Below are 15795 nucleotides of genomic sequence, written 5' to 3' on the forward strand. Positions count from 1 at the left end.
CCTAACGGGCGGGGTCGGCCGCTCGGCGACCCGGACCGAACGGGATGCGCAGCGTGACCACCGCCCCGGATCCGGTTGCCCCCGGCAGCGTGCTCTGGACTGCGTGGACGTTGCCCGTCCCGCCGCCCGGCAGCCGGAACGTCATCGGTGCATCGGGTGCGTTGACCGGCGGCGTGGGGAGCCGTGCAAGACGCTGGTCGGTCGGCCGGCCACAGACGACGATCTCGCCACCGGGCGGCGTCACGGGACAGGGGGTCGCCGCCCGGGCGACCGGGGGGCGAAGTTCGCGCGGCAGCGGAGGGCCAGCGACGGCCTGCAGTCCGATCAGCACCGCGATCATCTAGAACCTCCGCGCCACCCCCGCATAAAGCCGCGCGTCGGGGGTATCATGGGTCAAGCCCGCCGCCCCGAAAATGTCAAACTGAAGATCGTCGCGGACCATCCAGGCAAGCGAAAGCGCGGCCAGTGCCTGGGTGCTGCGGCCGGACGGGTCATCGTCGCGCAGAGCCTGCAGCTCGGCATTCAGCGTCACCGCCTTGTCGAGCGTGAAGGCGAGGCCGACCGCGCTGCTATAGGCCAGGTGCCGGCCATGGCCGTCATCGTCGACCGCGGCATCGACTTCGGGTGTCAGGTCGAGCGACACCGTGTCGGACATTTCGAATGTCACCGGCAGCAGCAACCCGCTGCCCCAGTCGCCATCACCGACCGGCGACCGGCCGACGGGCAGCGTCACGAACGGCAGGACGGCGATCGACAGGCCCTTGCCGTCGGGATGGCTCAGGCTTGCCTTCATGCTCAGTGAGACGTCGCCGATGCGGTCCGCGACGTCGATCCCCGTTTCGTCGCGCGTCCGGTCATGGCCGAACGGCGTCCATCCCACCCGTGCCTCGACCGTGTCGCTGACCCCGACCCGGACCAGCGTATCGGCGATCAGGACATTGTCCTCGCGCGAGCCCGCCCCGTCGTCGCGCGTCCAGTCGGCGAGCGCGGTTTCAACCGAGACGCGGCCTTTTTCCATGGTGCAGGCGGGCGTATCGATCCCCGGGCGTTCAGGGCAATAGTCCCGCTCCTGCGCACGAACCTGGGTCGAACAGGCCAATAGCAGAGTCGCCAGCACACCCGCAGCAAGCCGCCCCGCCGGTGCGTTCATCGCAGGCGGACCCAGGTCGGGGCATGATCGCTCGCCTTCTCGCGGCCGCGATAGGCCTTGTCGACACCGGCATCGATCATCCGGTCGGCCGCCTGCGGGCTGAGCAGCAGATGATCGATGCGGAAGCCCGCGTCGCGCTGCCACGCGCCCGCCTGATAATCCCAGAAGGTCCACACGCCCCCCTTGGGGAACTGCGTCCGAAGGGCATCGGTCCAGCCCTGCCCGAGCAGCGCGCGATAGGCGCTGCGGCTTTCGGGCTGCATCAGCGCATCGTCCTGCATCCGCGACACCGAAAACGTGTCGTCGTCATTCGCGATCACGTTGTAATCGCCCGCGAGGATGGCGGGTACCTCCTCGGCCAGCAGCACGCGCGCGCGCGCCGCGAGCCGCGTCATCCAGCGCAGTTTATAGTCGAATTTCGGGCCCGGCTGCGGATTGCCATTGGGCAGATACAGCGCGGCGATCGTCAGCCCGTCGACCTCGGCCTCGATATAGCGGCTGTGCTCGTCCTCGGGCTCGCCTTCGAGGCCGCGTTGCCGGAGCCTGGGGGTCTGGCCCTTGGCTAGGATCGCCACGCCGTTCCAGGCCTTTTGCCCATGCCAAACAACACCGTACCCCGCCGCCTCGATCTCCGCGGCCGGAAAGGTTTCGTCGCTGGTCTTGAGTTCCTGCAGACAGACGATTTCGGGCTGCTCTTCGGCAAGATATTCGAGCAGCCGCGGGAGACGGGCCTTGATCCCGTTGATGTTGTACGTGACGATCTTCACCGGGCGTCAGACCGAAAAGCTCGAGCCGCAACCGCAGCCCGAGGCTGCATTGGGATTTTCCACGCGGAACGCCGCGCCGGCGAGCGACTCGACATAGTCGACCGCGCAACCGCGGACGAGATCGATGCTGACGCTGTCGACGACCAGCCGGACGCCGTCGCGTTCGGCGACCACGTCATCCGCCTCGGCCGCATCGGCGAAACCGAACTTGTACTGGAACCCCGAACAGCCACCGCCATCGACCGAAAGGCGCAGGATCGCCGGCTTGCCCTGTCGGGCAGCAATAGCGGCGACGCGCGCCGCGGCGGAGGGGGTCAGGATGATGTCGGGAGCCAGAGTTGCCATGGTCCCGAGATAGGCGGTCCCGCTATCCGCGGCAACCTCGCCCTGCCGCGGAGAACCGCGGACAGGGCTTGATAGAAAACCGTGCGCCTCAGTCCTGCGCCGCCGGACCGTCCGTCGAGACCGGGATGGCACCGACCGAGCGATCCTGCGCGGCGAGAAGGTAGTCGGCGGTCGTGAGGAACGGGATCGGGTTCACGGCATGACCATCGATCCGGACTTCATAATGAAGATGCGGGCCGGTCGAGCGACCGGTCGAGCCCATCAGCGCGATCAGCTGGCCGCGCGTCACCCGGGCATTGTCGCCGACGAGGATCTTCGAGAGATGGCCGTACCGGGTCGCGATGCCCTTGCCATGATTGAGCTCGACGAGATTGCCATAGCCGCCCTGACGACCGGCATGCGAGACGATGCCGTCAGCCGTGGCGTAGATCGGCGTGCCGACCGGACCCGGAATGTCGACGCCGGCATGCATCGCGGCAGTCCCGCGGAACGGATCCGAGCGGATGCCGAAATTGCTGGTGAACGACAGCAGATGGACCGGCTGGACCGAAGGGATCGCGATCACCCCCTGCTGCAGCGTGTCGAGCTTCTTCCAGGTCTGGAACAGCGTGCGGAACTGGGCGTCGGCGCGGACATCGGCCAGCGCCTCGGGGCTGTCGGCGGCGACCAGCGGTCCGCCCATGGCGGCCTGCTTGCTCGCTTGAGTGCGCTTGGCGGCAGCAGCAACGCGTTCGGGACGCAGGCCGAGCTTGCGCACGGTGTCGGTGGTGTCGGCATAGCGCTGATCGAGAACCGACTGCGCCGCGTCGGCGAGAACGCGCTGGCGGCCTTCGACCTTGACCAGCGGCTTGACGACATCGGCTGCCAGCGCGTCGGGCGCGGGGTCGATCGCTAGCGTCGCCAGCGCCATCGCCTTGGTGTCGCCCTTGCCGGTCAGCGCGGCGGTGATCAGCTGCTGGCGCTGTTCGACGCGCGCGGCGTGCGCTGCGGCGGTCTGGCGAATGGTCGCGACGCGTGCCTGCATCTCACCGATGCGGCGCTCCATCTGCGCGACCTGGAGTTCGGAATCGGGTGCGGCAACGACGCCGGTCGCGGCTGCGGCGCCATAGGCTGCCTGCGCGGCACCATAGCCGGAAAAACCGAGCGTCACGGCGCTGAGTGCCGCCATCGCTGCCTGCTTGCGGCTGCCCAGGCGAACCCGGCGGACCGAGTGGCCGTCGTGAACCGTCAGGTCCCGCGCGGCGAAGAGCGTCTTGATACGAAAGGCTGCGCGGTTGGCTAAGGCTGCAGCGGAAACGGTGATATCGACCATTGGTCCCCGACAAAAAACAGGAGCCGGATCGCAAACGGGCCCGGCGCCAAGACTCTGTCCTGAACCGCAGCCCCTCCGCGTCCCAGACAAGTCAGGATGTGTGCCGATTTGACCCACTTCGGCAAGAGCCGCGCCGCTAACTTGGGGTGGACCGGGACGCGCGTGCGTTGAGCCGTTGAAACCAAATGGTACCGGTAAAAAGGAATCACCCCGCCAGGGGACGCCGCGCCCTGCCCCGTGGAACGGTCTTTATTGCGGGGTCAGCGCCTTGGCGGCAGCAAGAACGGCCTCGGCATGGCCGGGGACACGGACCTTGCGCCACGATGTCGCCAGTCGGCCGTCCGCGTCGAACAGGAAGGTCGCGCGCTCGATCCCCATATATTTGCGGCCGTACATCGCCTTCTCGACCCAGACCCCGAAACCCTCGCAGACCGTGCCATCGACGTCGGTCGCCAGCGAAACCGTCAGACCGTGCTTGGCGCTGAACTTGGCATGCGCGGCGGGCGTGTCCTTCGACACGCCGAGCACGCCGACCCCGATCTCTGCGAAGGCCGACTCGAGCGCGGAAAAGTCCTGTGCCTCGCGCGTGCAGCCGGCGGTATCGTCCTTGGGATAGAAATAGACGACCAGCGGCCGCGCCAGCGTCGTCAGCGCAACGGCCGTGCCATCGGGCATCGTCACCGAGACGTCCGGGATCATCGCACCGTCATCCATCCTGCTCTCCTGTCAGTTCGTGCCAGAACGCGGTCACCTGTTGCCGGACCTCGGCGAGGCCCGCAAGAACCGCAGGCCAGTCGTGCAGCCCGAGCGCGCGCGCGATCAACGCCTGGGTCGGCGGGCCGGGCGGCGCCGCGTCGGGCGCGACGAGCCGCAGCGTCACGAGCAGGCGCGTCAGTATATCATGCGCGGCGAGCATCGTCGCGGGCATCCGCCCTTCGGCGACGAGCTGCGCGATCGCACGCCCCAGATTGGCATCGAAGCCGCTGCGCTCAACGAGTTGTACGACATGCGTCGCGAATTCGAGATCGACCAGACCACCCGGCAGAAGCTTCGCGTCGAGCGGCCCCTTGGCGGGCTTGTGCGCGGCCATGTCGGCGCGCATCCGCGTCGCATCGCCGACCACGTCGCGCTCGGCCCGCGCGCCGGTCAGGACATCGGCGATCACCGCGGACAGCGCCGCTCTGGCGGGTGCGGATCCGAAGACCGGCCGCGCCCTGGTCAGCGCCATATGCTCCCACGTCCAGGCTTCCTCATGCTGATAGCGTGCGAAGCTGTCGAGCGTCACGACCAGCGGCCCCTGCGCGCCCGATGGCCGCAACCGCGTATCGATCTGATAGAGCGGCCCGGCCGCGGTCGCGACCGACAACGCCGCGGTCACCCGCTGCGCCAGCCGATTGTAGTAGAGCGTCGCGCCAAGCGGCTTGGCGCCATCCGACTCGGCAGTGAAATCGCCGGTGAAAAGGTAGACGAGGTCGAGATCGGACGCATGCGTCAGCATCGCGCCGCCCATCCGGCCGAGCGCGAGGATCACGAGCTCGCTGCCCGGTACCTGGCCATGGACCTCGGCAAAGCCGCGGATCGTCGCCTCAGCCAGCACCGCGATTGCCGCCTCCGCTACGCGCGCATAGCCGGCCGCGACATCGAGCGGATCCGACGTCCCCGCAACGATCTGCGCGCCCAGGGCAAAACGGAGCTCGCCGACCACGCGCCGGACGTGATCGAGCCGCCCCTGATAATCGAGCCCCGCCTCGCCCGCGCGCATCCGGTCGGTCAGCGCGTCGAGCGCCGCGACCGGGGCGAGCGCCGTTGCATCGATCAGCCCGTCGAGCAGCGCGGGGCGCCGCGCCAGATCCTCCGCCAGCGTCGGCGCATGGCTCAGGATCGCCGCGAGGAGCGTGGCGAGCGCCGGTCGTGCTTCGAGCAGTCGGAACACGTTGATCGCGCTCGGCAGGCGCTCGAGCATCGAATCCAGTCTCAGCATCGCGGCCTGCGGCTCGGGCGCGGCGGCGAGCGCCGGGACCAGCGTCGGCAGGACCGCCTCGAGCGCCGCCTGCGCGGCACTGCTGCGCAGCGCGGGATAGGCCCCTGCCCGCCACGCGGCGATCCGCTGGCGCGCGGGTTCGGGTTCGGCAAACCCCGCCTCTGTCAGTTCGGCGTCGAGCCGCGTCGGATCATGCGAAAGCCCGGATGCCGCGCCATCGTCGAGCGCGTCGTAGATCCGCCCGGTCGCCGCCACATGCGGGGCGAGCAGCGCCAACAACGCCGCGCTGCCGTCGAGCCCGTGCAGCCACGCCACCCGCTCGAGCGCTTCGCCGGTCGGCAAGGCATGCGTCTGCCGGTCGTCGATCATCTGCACCCGGTGCTCGATCGTCCGCAGCAGCGTATAGCTGTCGATCAGCGCGCGCGCCTCGTCACCGCCGATCCACCCCGCCTCCGCCAGCCGCGCAAGCGCGACGCGCGTGGCCGGCGCGCGGAGTACGGGATCGCGACCGCCATGGATCAACTGATGGATCTGCGCGAAGAATTCGGCTTCGCGAATCCCGCCGCGGCCGCGCTTCAGGTCGTAACCCGGCCCGAAGGCCTGACCCTGCGCATGATGATCGCGGATCCGTCGCGAGATGCCGCGAATCTCGCCGATCGCGCCGAAATCGAGCGCGCGCCGCCAGACGAACGGGCGGACCGTGTCGAGGAACTGCCTGCCGAGCGCGGTGTCGCCCGCCGCGGCGCGCGCGCGGATGAAGGCGGCACGCTCCCAGGGGAGCGCCTGCGCCTCGTAATAGCTGATCGCCGCATCGATCGGCAGCGCGATCGGCGTGATCTCGGGAGACGGCCGCAGGCGGAGGTCGACGCGCAGCACATAGCCGTCGCCGTCGCGTGCCTGAAGCAGTTCGACGACGCGCTTGCCGATCCGTACGGCGGCGGCTTCGGGTTCCTCGCGCGGGCGCAGCGGCAGCGTTGCCGGATCGTAGATCAGGATCGGATCGATATCCGACGAATAATTAAGTTCGCCACTGCCCTGTTTACCGAGCGCGATCGCGGCGAACCCGCGCGCCTCGGCGCCGGGCGTGCGTTCTTCGATCGCGGTGCGGATCGCCGTGTCGAGCGCGTGGTCGGCAAACCCGGTAAGCTGCTGCGTCACAGCGGTGAGATCGAACACCCCCGCGAGGTCACCTATCGCGACCCTCAGCGCGAGCGCACGCCGTTCGAGGCGGAGGCGTCGTGCGACCGGCATGTCGAGGTCGAGCGGCACGGGGTCCGGATCCAGTCGCCCCTCCGCCAGCGCAGCGGCAAGGACAGGCTCGCGGTCGAGGAGCATGGCGAGGAAGGGGGACCAGCGTCGCGCGCGCTGCGTTGCGGCGATGATGTCCGACGCCCGATGCGCGTTATCCATGCCACACCCCACAATTCTTTTATAAAGTCAAGCCAGGGTAGCAACAAAAGCTCTTGAGGCTCGTTGACCCGGCATGACCCATCTGCACCCGACCATCCGCCGTGACCAGACCGATCATCTGGTCGTTCGCGCGCCCCGCAAGACGGATGCGATCGGCCAGTCGCTGCGCGGTGCATTCGATCGCGATTCCGGAATGCCTGACGAGTTCATGTCGCTGCTGCGAGAACTCGACACTGTATCCTCGCGACCGCACTGATCCAAACGCAGCCGCGGCGGGCGTCTATTTCAACGCCCGCGGCTCAGTTCCTCGACATCGCCCATGATCGAGTCGAGTGCCGTCTTGGTCGTGTCGGTCTCATGATCGCGGCGCGAGGGCAGCGATCCATCCGTCAGAATGGTTTCGAGCGCAACACGGCCACGTGCGACGCGGCTCTTGATCGTCCCGACCGCCACGTTGCAGATTTCCGCCGCCTCTTCATACGCGAATCCGCCCGCGCCGACGAGGATCAACGCCTCGCGCTGCGGCTGGGGCAAGTGCATCAACGCGCGCTGCATATCGCCCAGCTCGACATGCCGGTCCTGGCTTGCAGGTGCCGCAAGGATGCGATCCGCCACCAGATCGTCCCACTCACCTTTGAAACGAGCACGGCGCATCTGAGACAGATAGAGGTTGCGCAGGATGATGAACGTCCAGGCGCGCATGTTCGTACCGGCCTGGAAGCGCAGCCGTGCGGCCCACGCCTTCAGCAGTGTCTCCTGCACCAAGTCGTCCGCAAGGTCGCGGCTGCCCGACAGCGAACGCCCGAACGCACGAAGGTGCGGAATCACCTGGGCAAGCTGGACCTTGAACTCGGCATCGGAAAGCGAGACGTGCTCAACGGGCGCGACCTGAGGCTCGGCGCCGTCGACTTCGTCGTCACGCTGGGCGGGCTGTACCATGAAATTCCGATCGTTCCCGAATGACGACCGCCGCCCAGAGGACGGCGATCTTGAGCATACGGATCGGCATCAACCGGTCCGCCACGCCACGCATATGCTATCGAATGACGAGAAATGCAAAAATGGCGATAACCAGGACCAGTGATATCACAAGGATATAGCGGGTCATATGCGGTGTTGCGCCGGCGCGGGCGTCTTCGCCGGCGACGTGGATCTGCTCTTTTGGGTCAACCATGAGACTGAAACCCGCGAACGCCGTTTTGGGTCCGTAACTATCAAAAACTTGATGCCGGGGTTGCTGACGATATCGTCGACGACAACCCCGGCCCAAGTCTAGCGGCGCATCAGGCGCCGGGAACGGTCGTCTGATCGAAGAACAGTGCCTGGCTGATTGCCGCCTTCACTGTCGAACGCTGGAACGGCTTGGTGATCAGGAAGGTGGGCTCGGGACGTTCACCGGTCAGCAGACGTTCGGGGAACGCGGTGATGAAGATCACGGGAACCTCGAATTCGGCAAGGATGTCCTTGACCGCGTCGATACCCGAACTGTCGTCTGCCAGCTGAATATCGGCGAGCACGAGACCCGGACGCTCTTCCATCGCAAGGGCCACGGCCTCGTCGCGAGTCACCGCGACACCGGTCACGTCGTGACCCAGGTCGCGCACGATCGTCTCGATATCCATCGCGATGATCGGCTCGTCCTCGATGATCAGGACGCGCGCGCGGGTCTGACCTTCGATTTCCGCGAGTGCTGCGGCGACGAGTTCCTCGACCTCGTTCGCATCGACGTCGATCAGATAGGCCGCGTCCTCGGGCGTGAAACCCTCCATCGCGGTCAGCAGCAGCGCCTGACGCGACAGCGGAGTCATCCGCGACATACGTGCGCGAGCAACTGCGGCGTGGCCGTCAGTGTCGCCGACGCCCTCGTCGCCCATCTCGTCATAATTCGCCGACGACCAGATCGCCTGGAACATCCGATAGAGACCGAGACGCGGATCGACATCCTTCGGGAATTCATCGGGCGCCGCGACGATCGCCTCGAGCGTCGCGCGAACATATTTGTCGCCATGACTCTGGCTGCCGGTCAGGGCCCGGCCGTAGCGCCGCAGAAAGGGAAGATGCGGTGCGAGTTGCTGTCCAAGCGACATGGGTATTGGTAACTCCCTGATCGTTACGCCGGCCCGGTGAGGACGACGATACTAGAATATGACGCGACCGACCGATTGCCAGACCCTCGGAACCTTTTGGCCCGACGCCCACGACAATATCGATTTTTCGCTCCAACAGGGAACTAACGAGAGGCTATTTGGTTTCACGGACAATCACCGCGAGTGTATGACGCAGGTCTAGCTGTGTCATGTGCCGCCCGCGGCCTATGGTAAACATCATCTTACGTGCGTCGTGCAGGGGGAAATTTTGAGTTTGGGCCACGACACGCAGAACGAAACTCCCGCCGGCACTCCCGCCGGCAAGGGCGCCGGCAAGCCGCGCGACACGGCCCGCGATCGGCAGATGGGAACGGCATTGCGGTCGGTCTATCAGCAAACCGTCGAGGAAGCCGTTCCTGACGAGTTTCTGGCGCTGCTCGGCAAGCTGGACTGAGGGCGGGCCGCATGGCCTCGCCAACCGGTTCCGTGAGCAAATCCGGCACCCCGTCACCTGCCGCCCCGGGCTCCACAGAGCCCCCGACCGACACCATTTCGGCTGACGCGAATGCAACGGCGGCTCGTCCACCGTCGCAGATCGCCACCGCAATCGGGCGGCTCCCCACCGGTGCCAAGCTTTTCCTTATCCTCAGTGCAGCGCTTCTGCCGCTCGCGTTGATCGCGATCTTCGCGACCCTGCAAACGACGCGTGTCGCCGATGCGGAAGCCCGTGCACGGTTACGGGTCGCTGCGGCAGAGAGCGCGCGATCGATCGCCATCGAACTGATCGGTGACATGACCGCGTTGCGCGTTGCGGTGAACGCCTTGGGCTTCGACCCGGCCGATGCGCCGAGCTGCGCCCGCGCGCAGGGCGTGTTCGCGCAGCAGGCCTCCTCGGGTACGCGCTTCGTCATCACCGACCGCGCCGGCCGCGTGTTGTGCGGGCGCGCGCTGCCCGAAGCCGTCGCACTGGATTCGACCAGCAACCCCGTTGCCGCCGCGATCGTCCCGAACCGCGGCCTGGTCCTCGCAATCACCGGCCCCGGCGGCGAGACGTCGGCACGCGCCTATTTCCCACAACCCTTCATCGAACGGATCGGCCGGCCGTCCAACCAGACCCTGGAATTCAACAGTGCGCTGATGCTCGGACAGGACGCGCTGCTCCTCGAATCGATCGACGACGAGGCACCGCTCGACCGGCTGGAGACGATGCGTACGGACCTTGGCGTCGCGGGCCTTGCGCTGCGCACCAGCATCCGCAGCGCACCGATTACCTCGTCGCTGATCATCGCGCTGCTGCTGCCGCTGCTGATGTGGGCGGCGGCGGCGGGGATCGGGTGGTTCGTCGTCGATCGCCTGCTGATCCGTCCCTTGCGGCAATTGCGCGCCGCGGTCGCCGCGTTCACGCCGGGTGAGGTCATTGATACCGGCACCGTCCGCACCATGCCCGCGCAGGAGATCCGCGAGCTCGGCGACACGTTCCAGGTCATCAGCCGGACCGTGGCGGCGCACGAAGCGGGCCTGGCGGCCGGACTCGTGCGACAGACCAAGCTGACGCGCGAAGTGCATCACCGGGTGAAGAACAACCTCCAGGTGATCTCCAGCCTGATCAACTTCCACGCCCGCAGTGCACGCAGCGCCGACGCGACCGAGGCCTATTCGTCGATCCAGCGCCGGGTCGATGCGCTGGCGGTCGTGCACCGCAATCACTTTGCCGAGCTCGAGGAAAATCGCGGGCTCAACATGCGCACGATGCTTGGCGAGCTGTCCGCCAACATCCGCGCCACCGCCCCCGATCGCTCGCATGGTCTCGGCATCACGCTCGACGTCGCTCCGTTCCTCGTCAATCAGGACGTCGCCGTCGCGGTCGCGTTCCTTGCGACCGAAACGATCGAGCTGGCGATGACCTGCGATCCATCGGCTCAGATCCGCGTATCGATCCAGCCCGGCGCCACGCCCGACCGCGCAGTGCTCCGTGTCGTCTCGCGGGCGCTGATCGAGAGCGACGCGCTGCGCGAGGCAGCAACACGCTATGGCCGTGTAATGGAAGGCCTTTCACGCCAGTTGCGCTCAGCGCTCCATCATGACCCGCTGGTTGGCGCCTATGAGATCGCATTTGCCGTCATCGGGCGCGATTGAACACGACGAAACACCTCGTCGAAAAAAACTTGTAAATGGCAGGAACTACCCTTCCCGAGCGCCGTTCTATAGTTCGGATAGCGACTTTATGCCCCCCCGCTCTCGCTATCCAAGTGACAGGCCCGGAAGCATCACCCTCCCCCCCCCCCCGGTGACGCTTCCGGGCCTTTATCATTCCAAATCAGATGCGTGCCTGGTTGCACCAACGGAACGAAACCCGCGCCCGTACATTTCTCCCCTCGGTGGCATTCAAGCCCTTCTAGGAGGAAGTATTATGCGTAAGTTGGTTGGATTGGCCGTTGTGGCCAGCGCGCTCATCGTGTCGGCATGCAACACCGTCGAAGGCGCCGGCAAGGACGTGAGCTCGGCCGGCCGCACCGTGGCGAAGACCGCGAGCGACGCCAAGTAAGCCTTTGCGCTTGAGATACGAAAACGGGGCCCGGTGCAGCTGCACCGGGCCCCGTTTTTACGCCTGCCGCCGATCGTTCAGTGCGTTTCGGCGATATCTGTAGAGTCCGACGTCTCATCCTGCGCCTTGGCCTTAGCCCGGCTGCGCTCGGTGAACCAGATGCCGATCAGCGCGAATTCATACAGGATGGTCAGCGGGATCGCGAGCAGCAGCTGCGACCCGATATCCGGGGGCGTCAGGACCGCGGCAATCGCGAACGCCGCAACGATGGCGTAGCGCCGCGCGCCGACGAGCTGCTTGCGCGTGACGATCCCGGCGCGCTCGAGCAGCATCAGCAGCACGGGCAGCAGGAAAGCGATCCCGAAGCCGAACAGGAACTGCATCGTGAACGACAGGTAATTGCCGATCGCCGGCAGCGCCTCACGCTTCACGCCGCCGACCACGCCGTCGAACCCCAGCAGGAAGTGGAGCGCCATCGGGATCGCGACATAATAGGCCATGGCCGCGCCCGTGAGGAACAGCACGGGGGTCGCGAGGATGAACGGCAGGAGCGCGTTCTTCTCCTTCTTGTACAGACCGGGGGCAACGAACTGCCAGAGCTGGTTCGCTATGACCGGGAAGGACAGCATCATCGCTGCGAAGAACGCGACCTTCACCTGGACGAAGAACGCCTCGAACACTTCGGTGTAGATCACTGTATCCTGCCCCGCCGCGAGCAGCGGGTGGACGAGGAAGCCGAAGATATCCTCGGCGAAATACATTGCCACGGCGAACGTCACGACCAGCGCGGCGATGCAATAGAGCAGCCGCCGCCGCAACTCGATCAGATGGTCGAGCAACGGGGCCCGGCTCTCGTCGATCTCACTCATGACGCTATGCTCTCGGCAGTCTGGAAGTCGGTCACGACGACGCTACGTCGGACTTGCCCGTCCGCGCGTCGGACGACGTGGCAGCCGGCACGGCGTGTTCGTGCCGATCCTGCCCGGGTATCGCGTCGACACTGTCCCGGTGATCCGGGGCCGGCGCTTCGATATCGAGGCCGGCCGGCGCCGGCTTATCCGCCGAGGGCCCGGATGCCGGGAGCACGACGGGCTTCTCGACCATCACGGGTTCGGACGACGGCAGATCGTGATGGATGTCGGGTTCGGGCGAATGGACGATCTGCGCGGTGTCGGTCGACGGGTGCTCACGCATGATCCGCTCATTCTCCGACGCCCAGCGCTTTTCCATTTCCTCGAGCTCCGCCTCGCGGACCATCGAGTCGAAGCCCGACCGGAATTGGCGCGCGACGCCGCGCGCCTTGCCGACCCAATAGCCGACGACGCGCATCGCCTTGGGCAGGTCCTTCGGACCGATCACGACAAGCGCGACGAACGCCACGAGCAGGAATTCGGACGGAGCGATATCGAACATTCAGGCGCGCCTATCTGGACCCGTCGAGTCTGGGAACGTCAAGCGCGGCTCAGCGGTCTTCGCGGACGCGATTGCCGTCGCGATCGAAGGCCGGATCTGCGGTCTTCTGAGCTTCGATGCGAGCGGACGGCTTGGCCGGCGTCTCGTCGTCGGGCTCGGCCATGCCCTTCTTGAAGTTCTTAACGCCCTTGGCAACGTCGCCCATCAGGCTGGAAAACCGACCGCCGCCCAGAAGGAGGATCGCGACGACCGCAAGAACGAGCAGATGGATCGGGCTGAATCCGCCCATGACAATTCTCCTGAAAACCTGCCTCTATCTAGGCGTCATCGTCACGCTTTGCCACAGTGCTTTCATGGCTGCCGCGATCTGTACGGTCCTCGACGTCGACATCGACCGGATCCAGCAGCCCCGCAGCGCGCAGATCGTCGATCCCCGGCAGGTCGCGCCGGGTCTTCAGCCCGAAATGCACCAGGAACGCGGCCGTCGTGGCATAGAGCAGCGGCCGCCCCGGAACCTCGCGCCGCCCTGCGGGCCGGACCCAGTCCGCCTCCATCAGCACGTCGAGCACACCCTTGGAGATCTGCACGCCGCGGATCGCCTCGATCTCGGCGCGCGTGACGGGCTCGTGATAGGCGATGATCGCCAGCGTCTCGATCCCCGCCCGGCTCAGTCGCCGCGGCTCTTTGGATTCGCGACGCAGCACATGGGCAAGGTCTGGCGCGGTCTGGAACTGCCAGCGATCCCCGCGCCGGACGATATTGAAGCCGCGCCCGGTATAGTCCTCGACCAGCACCTCGATCGCGGACCGGACGTCCCGCGCCGTCGCGATCGCCCCGACATGCGCGCGGATCGCATCGAGCGTCAGCGGCGTGTCGGCGGCGAACAGCACCGCTTCGACCGCGCGGACGAGCGTATCGGGCCGCGTCATGCCGTCGTCGCGCGCAGATAGAGCGGGGCAAAGGGCGCCGCCTGCCGCAGCTCGACACGCCCCTGCCGCGCCAGTTCGAGCGCCGCGACGAAACTTGACGCCAGGGCCGACCGACGAAACCGCTCCGCGCCGGGCGCGACCGCGGACGCAGGCAGGAACGCCTCAATCCTGCTCCAGTCGAGCCGCTCGCCGACCATTATCGACACGCGCTCGAGCGCCGCCTCCAGCGTCATGACCGCGCGGTCCACCACCACGTGCATCACCGGCCGGGTGCGCCCCGATACCCGCCCGTAGGCCGCAATCAGGTCGAAGATCTCCGCCGTCCAGACCGCCTTGCGGATCGTCCGCAGCCCCTCGGGTGCGCCGCGCACGAAGACGTCGCGCCCCGTCCGGTCGCACGCCATCAACCGCGCCCCCGCCTCGCGCATCGCGTCGAGCCGCTCGAGACGGTGCTGGAGACGCCGTGCGAGGTCGTCCGGATCGGGCTCGACCGACGGGTCTCGGGGCAACAGCAATGCCGACTTCAGATAGGCCAGCCACGCCGCCATCACGAGATAATCCGCGGCGAGTTCGAGTTTGAGCGTGTGCGCATCATCGACATAGGCCAGATATTGCTCGACCAGCGACAGGATCGAGATCGTCCGCAGATCGACCCGCTGCGCCCGCGCAAGCGACAGCAGCAGGTCGAGCGGTCCCTCCCATCCATCCAGATCCAGCGTCAGCTGTGCATCGTCCATCCGCGCTGCGTACAGCATCCGCGCATCGCTCGCAGCCCGCTCGTGAGCCGATTAGACTGCGGCAGGGTCCTGCATGGCCCGGTCCAGCAGCGCATCCCGGGTCGCGATCAGATCGTCGAACCGTCCCTGTGCCGGCCCCACCGACGCCATCGCACGGTCGAGACGGGCCCGCGCCACCGCGGAGATCGGACCCAGCCGGCCGGCAATCTCGACCATCTCGTCCATGCGCGCCCAGCAGTCGAGGACCAGGTCACATCCTGCCGCGATCGCGCCCGCTGCCTTGTCGCCCGCGGTACCCGACAGCGCCTTCATGTCGATGTCGTCGGTCATCAGCAGCCCGTCGAAGCCGATGCGGTCGCGGATGATCCGGTCGATGACGATTGGCGACAGCGTCGCCGGGCGATCCGCGTCCCACGCGTCGAAGACGATGTGCGACGTCATGCCCATCGGCGCCTGGTTGAGCGTGCGGAAGGGCTCGAGATCGACCTCGAGCTCGGCATCGGTGGCGGTGACGGTGGGCAGGTGATGGTGCGTGTCGACGCGCGCGCGGCCATGGCCGGGCATGTGCTTGACGACCCCGACGACACCGCCCGCGGCCAGCCCCTCCAGCGTGGCACGCCCGAGCGCTGCGACGCGCATCGGATCGGACCCGAACGCACGCGAGGCAACCGCCTCGGTCGTGTCGGGTTGCGCGACGTCGAGCAGCGGCAGGCAGTCGACCGTGATCCCCACCTCGCTCAGCATCACCCCGAGCGCCTGGGCGTTCGCGCGCGCCGCCTGGATCGCGGTCATCGGCGCGCGGTCATAGGCAGCGTCGAACACCGGTCCGGCCGGAAAGCTCGGCCATTCGGGCGGCCCCATCCGGGCGACGCGCCCGCCCTCCTGATCGATCAGGATCGCCAGGTCGTCGCGCCCCGCCAGCGCGCGCAGCGACTCCGTCAGCGCGCGCAACTGGGCACGATCGACGACGTTGCGTTTGAACAGGATATATCCGGCCGGTACGCACTCTGCAAAGAATGCGCGTTCCTGCGGGGTGAGCACGGGGCCGGACAGGCCGAAGATGACGGGCTTCATGCGCCTCGCCTAGCGAACCGCCCCTCCGTCGTCACGTTCAACCTG

The 15795-nt window shown here is 67.0% G+C and carries 19 protein-coding genes; 4 read left to right on the forward strand and 15 right to left on the reverse strand.

Translation table 11 applies throughout. The annotated features are described in order from the left end of the window. Position 1: 1 nt before the first annotated feature. The 7 genes from J3A66_RS06075 to J3A66_RS06105 all read right to left on the reverse strand — a co-directional run bounded on the left by J3A66_RS06075 (position 2) and on the right by J3A66_RS06105 (position 6965). Positions 2-340, reverse strand: a complete 339-nt coding sequence (locus tag J3A66_RS06075) for a hypothetical protein (RefSeq protein ID WP_209567757.1) — start codon at positions 338-340, stop codon at positions 2-4. After that, a complete protein-coding gene (locus tag J3A66_RS06080) occupies positions 341-1150 on the reverse strand; it encodes a transporter (protein WP_209567759.1) in 810 nt (269 codons plus the stop codon). Continuing rightward, positions 1147-1917, reverse strand: coding sequence for an exodeoxyribonuclease III (gene xth, locus J3A66_RS06085; RefSeq protein WP_166747595.1), 771 nt, complete (start codon positions 1915-1917; stop codon positions 1147-1149). The genes J3A66_RS06080 and xth overlap by 4 nt, the downstream gene beginning before the upstream one ends. Before the next feature lie 6 nt (positions 1918-1923). After that, complete coding sequence (gene erpA, locus J3A66_RS06090; RefSeq protein ID WP_031394554.1) at positions 1924-2262, reverse strand: iron-sulfur cluster insertion protein ErpA; 339 nt, start codon at positions 2260-2262, stop codon at positions 1924-1926. Positions 2263-2350: 88 nt separating this feature from the next. Continuing rightward, positions 2351-3574, reverse strand: coding sequence for a M23 family metallopeptidase (locus J3A66_RS06095; RefSeq protein ID WP_209567761.1), 1224 nt, complete (start codon positions 3572-3574; stop codon positions 2351-2353). A 249-nt stretch (positions 3575-3823) separates the two neighbouring features. After that, positions 3824-4288: a peroxiredoxin gene (locus tag J3A66_RS06100; RefSeq protein ID WP_209567763.1), complete on the reverse strand. Its 465-nt coding sequence runs from the start codon at positions 4286-4288 to the stop codon at positions 3824-3826. Continuing rightward, positions 4281-6965 carry a bifunctional [glutamine synthetase] adenylyltransferase/[glutamine synthetase]-adenylyl-L-tyrosine phosphorylase gene (locus J3A66_RS06105; RefSeq protein WP_209567765.1) on the reverse strand — a complete coding sequence of 895 codons (2685 nt, stop codon included), beginning with the start codon at positions 6963-6965 and terminating at the stop codon, positions 4281-4283. The genes J3A66_RS06100 and J3A66_RS06105 overlap by 8 nt, the downstream gene beginning before the upstream one ends. A gap of 73 nt (positions 6966-7038) precedes the next feature. On the opposite strand from J3A66_RS06105, the gene J3A66_RS06110 reads away from it, so the two are divergent. Next, the gene (locus J3A66_RS06110; protein ID WP_031394879.1) at positions 7039-7221 is read left to right on the forward strand and encodes a hypothetical protein; all 183 of its coding nucleotides are present in this window, start codon (positions 7039-7041) and stop codon (positions 7219-7221) included. 29 nt (positions 7222-7250) lie between these two features. Here the strand turns inward: J3A66_RS06110 and J3A66_RS06115 are convergent, their stop codons facing one another. Together J3A66_RS06115 and J3A66_RS06120 are read right to left on the reverse strand one after the other, a co-directional pair. Next, on the reverse strand, positions 7251-7904 hold the full coding sequence (locus tag J3A66_RS06115; protein WP_031439350.1) for a sigma-70 family RNA polymerase sigma factor: 654 nt from the start codon (positions 7902-7904) through the stop codon (positions 7251-7253). A 344-nt stretch (positions 7905-8248) separates the two neighbouring features. Then, positions 8249-9052 carry a response regulator gene (locus J3A66_RS06120; protein ID WP_031394883.1) on the reverse strand — a complete coding sequence of 268 codons (804 nt, stop codon included), beginning with the start codon at positions 9050-9052 and terminating at the stop codon, positions 8249-8251. 274 nt (positions 9053-9326) lie between these two features. Here J3A66_RS06120 and J3A66_RS19220 point away from each other — a divergent pair, with 274 nt between their 5' ends. From J3A66_RS19220 to J3A66_RS06135, 3 genes are all read left to right on the forward strand, one after another. Next, positions 9327-9506: a NepR family anti-sigma factor gene (locus J3A66_RS19220; protein WP_245336713.1), complete on the forward strand. Its 180-nt coding sequence runs from the start codon at positions 9327-9329 to the stop codon at positions 9504-9506. A 140-nt stretch (positions 9507-9646) separates the two neighbouring features. Further along, on the forward strand, positions 9647-11188 hold the full coding sequence (locus J3A66_RS06130; protein WP_348634083.1) for a histidine kinase dimerization/phosphoacceptor domain -containing protein: 1542 nt from the start codon (positions 9647-9649) through the stop codon (positions 11186-11188). Between the two features lie 274 nt (positions 11189-11462). Then, positions 11463-11597: an entericidin A/B family lipoprotein gene (locus J3A66_RS06135; RefSeq protein WP_031394885.1), complete on the forward strand. Its 135-nt coding sequence runs from the start codon at positions 11463-11465 to the stop codon at positions 11595-11597. Between the two features lie 77 nt (positions 11598-11674). Here J3A66_RS06135 and tatC read toward each other — a convergent pair whose 3' ends face one another. Genes tatC through J3A66_RS06165 form a run of 6 tightly spaced genes read right to left on the reverse strand, consistent with a single transcriptional unit; the run spans position 11675 to position 15750 of the window. Beyond that, positions 11675-12466, reverse strand: a complete 792-nt coding sequence (tatC, locus tag J3A66_RS06140) for a twin-arginine translocase subunit TatC (protein ID WP_031394886.1) — start codon at positions 12464-12466, stop codon at positions 11675-11677. 31 nt (positions 12467-12497) lie between these two features. After that, entirely contained in the window at positions 12498-13010 is a 513-nt protein-coding gene (gene tatB, locus J3A66_RS06145) for a Sec-independent protein translocase protein TatB (protein WP_209567769.1), read from the reverse strand. A 49-nt stretch (positions 13011-13059) separates the two neighbouring features. Then, on the reverse strand, positions 13060-13299 hold the full coding sequence (locus J3A66_RS06150; protein ID WP_031394888.1) for a twin-arginine translocase TatA/TatE family subunit: 240 nt from the start codon (positions 13297-13299) through the stop codon (positions 13060-13062). Positions 13300-13327: 28 nt separating this feature from the next. Then, positions 13328-13939, reverse strand: coding sequence for an SMC-Scp complex subunit ScpB (gene scpB, locus J3A66_RS06155; RefSeq protein ID WP_209567771.1), 612 nt, complete (start codon positions 13937-13939; stop codon positions 13328-13330). Then, complete coding sequence (locus tag J3A66_RS06160) at positions 13936-14694, reverse strand: ScpA family protein (RefSeq protein ID WP_245336714.1); 759 nt, start codon at positions 14692-14694, stop codon at positions 13936-13938. Before J3A66_RS06160 ends, scpB begins: the two co-directional genes overlap by 4 nt. Before the next feature lie 33 nt (positions 14695-14727). Then, complete coding sequence (locus tag J3A66_RS06165) at positions 14728-15750, reverse strand: glycoside hydrolase family 3 protein (protein WP_209567772.1); 1023 nt, start codon at positions 15748-15750, stop codon at positions 14728-14730. Between the last annotated feature and the right edge of the window lie 45 nt (positions 15751-15795).

The sequence above is a fragment of the Sphingomonas sp. PvP018 genome (genome assembly GCF_017876865.1).
Taxonomy (GTDB): domain Bacteria; phylum Pseudomonadota; class Alphaproteobacteria; order Sphingomonadales; family Sphingomonadaceae; genus Sphingomonas; species Sphingomonas aerolata.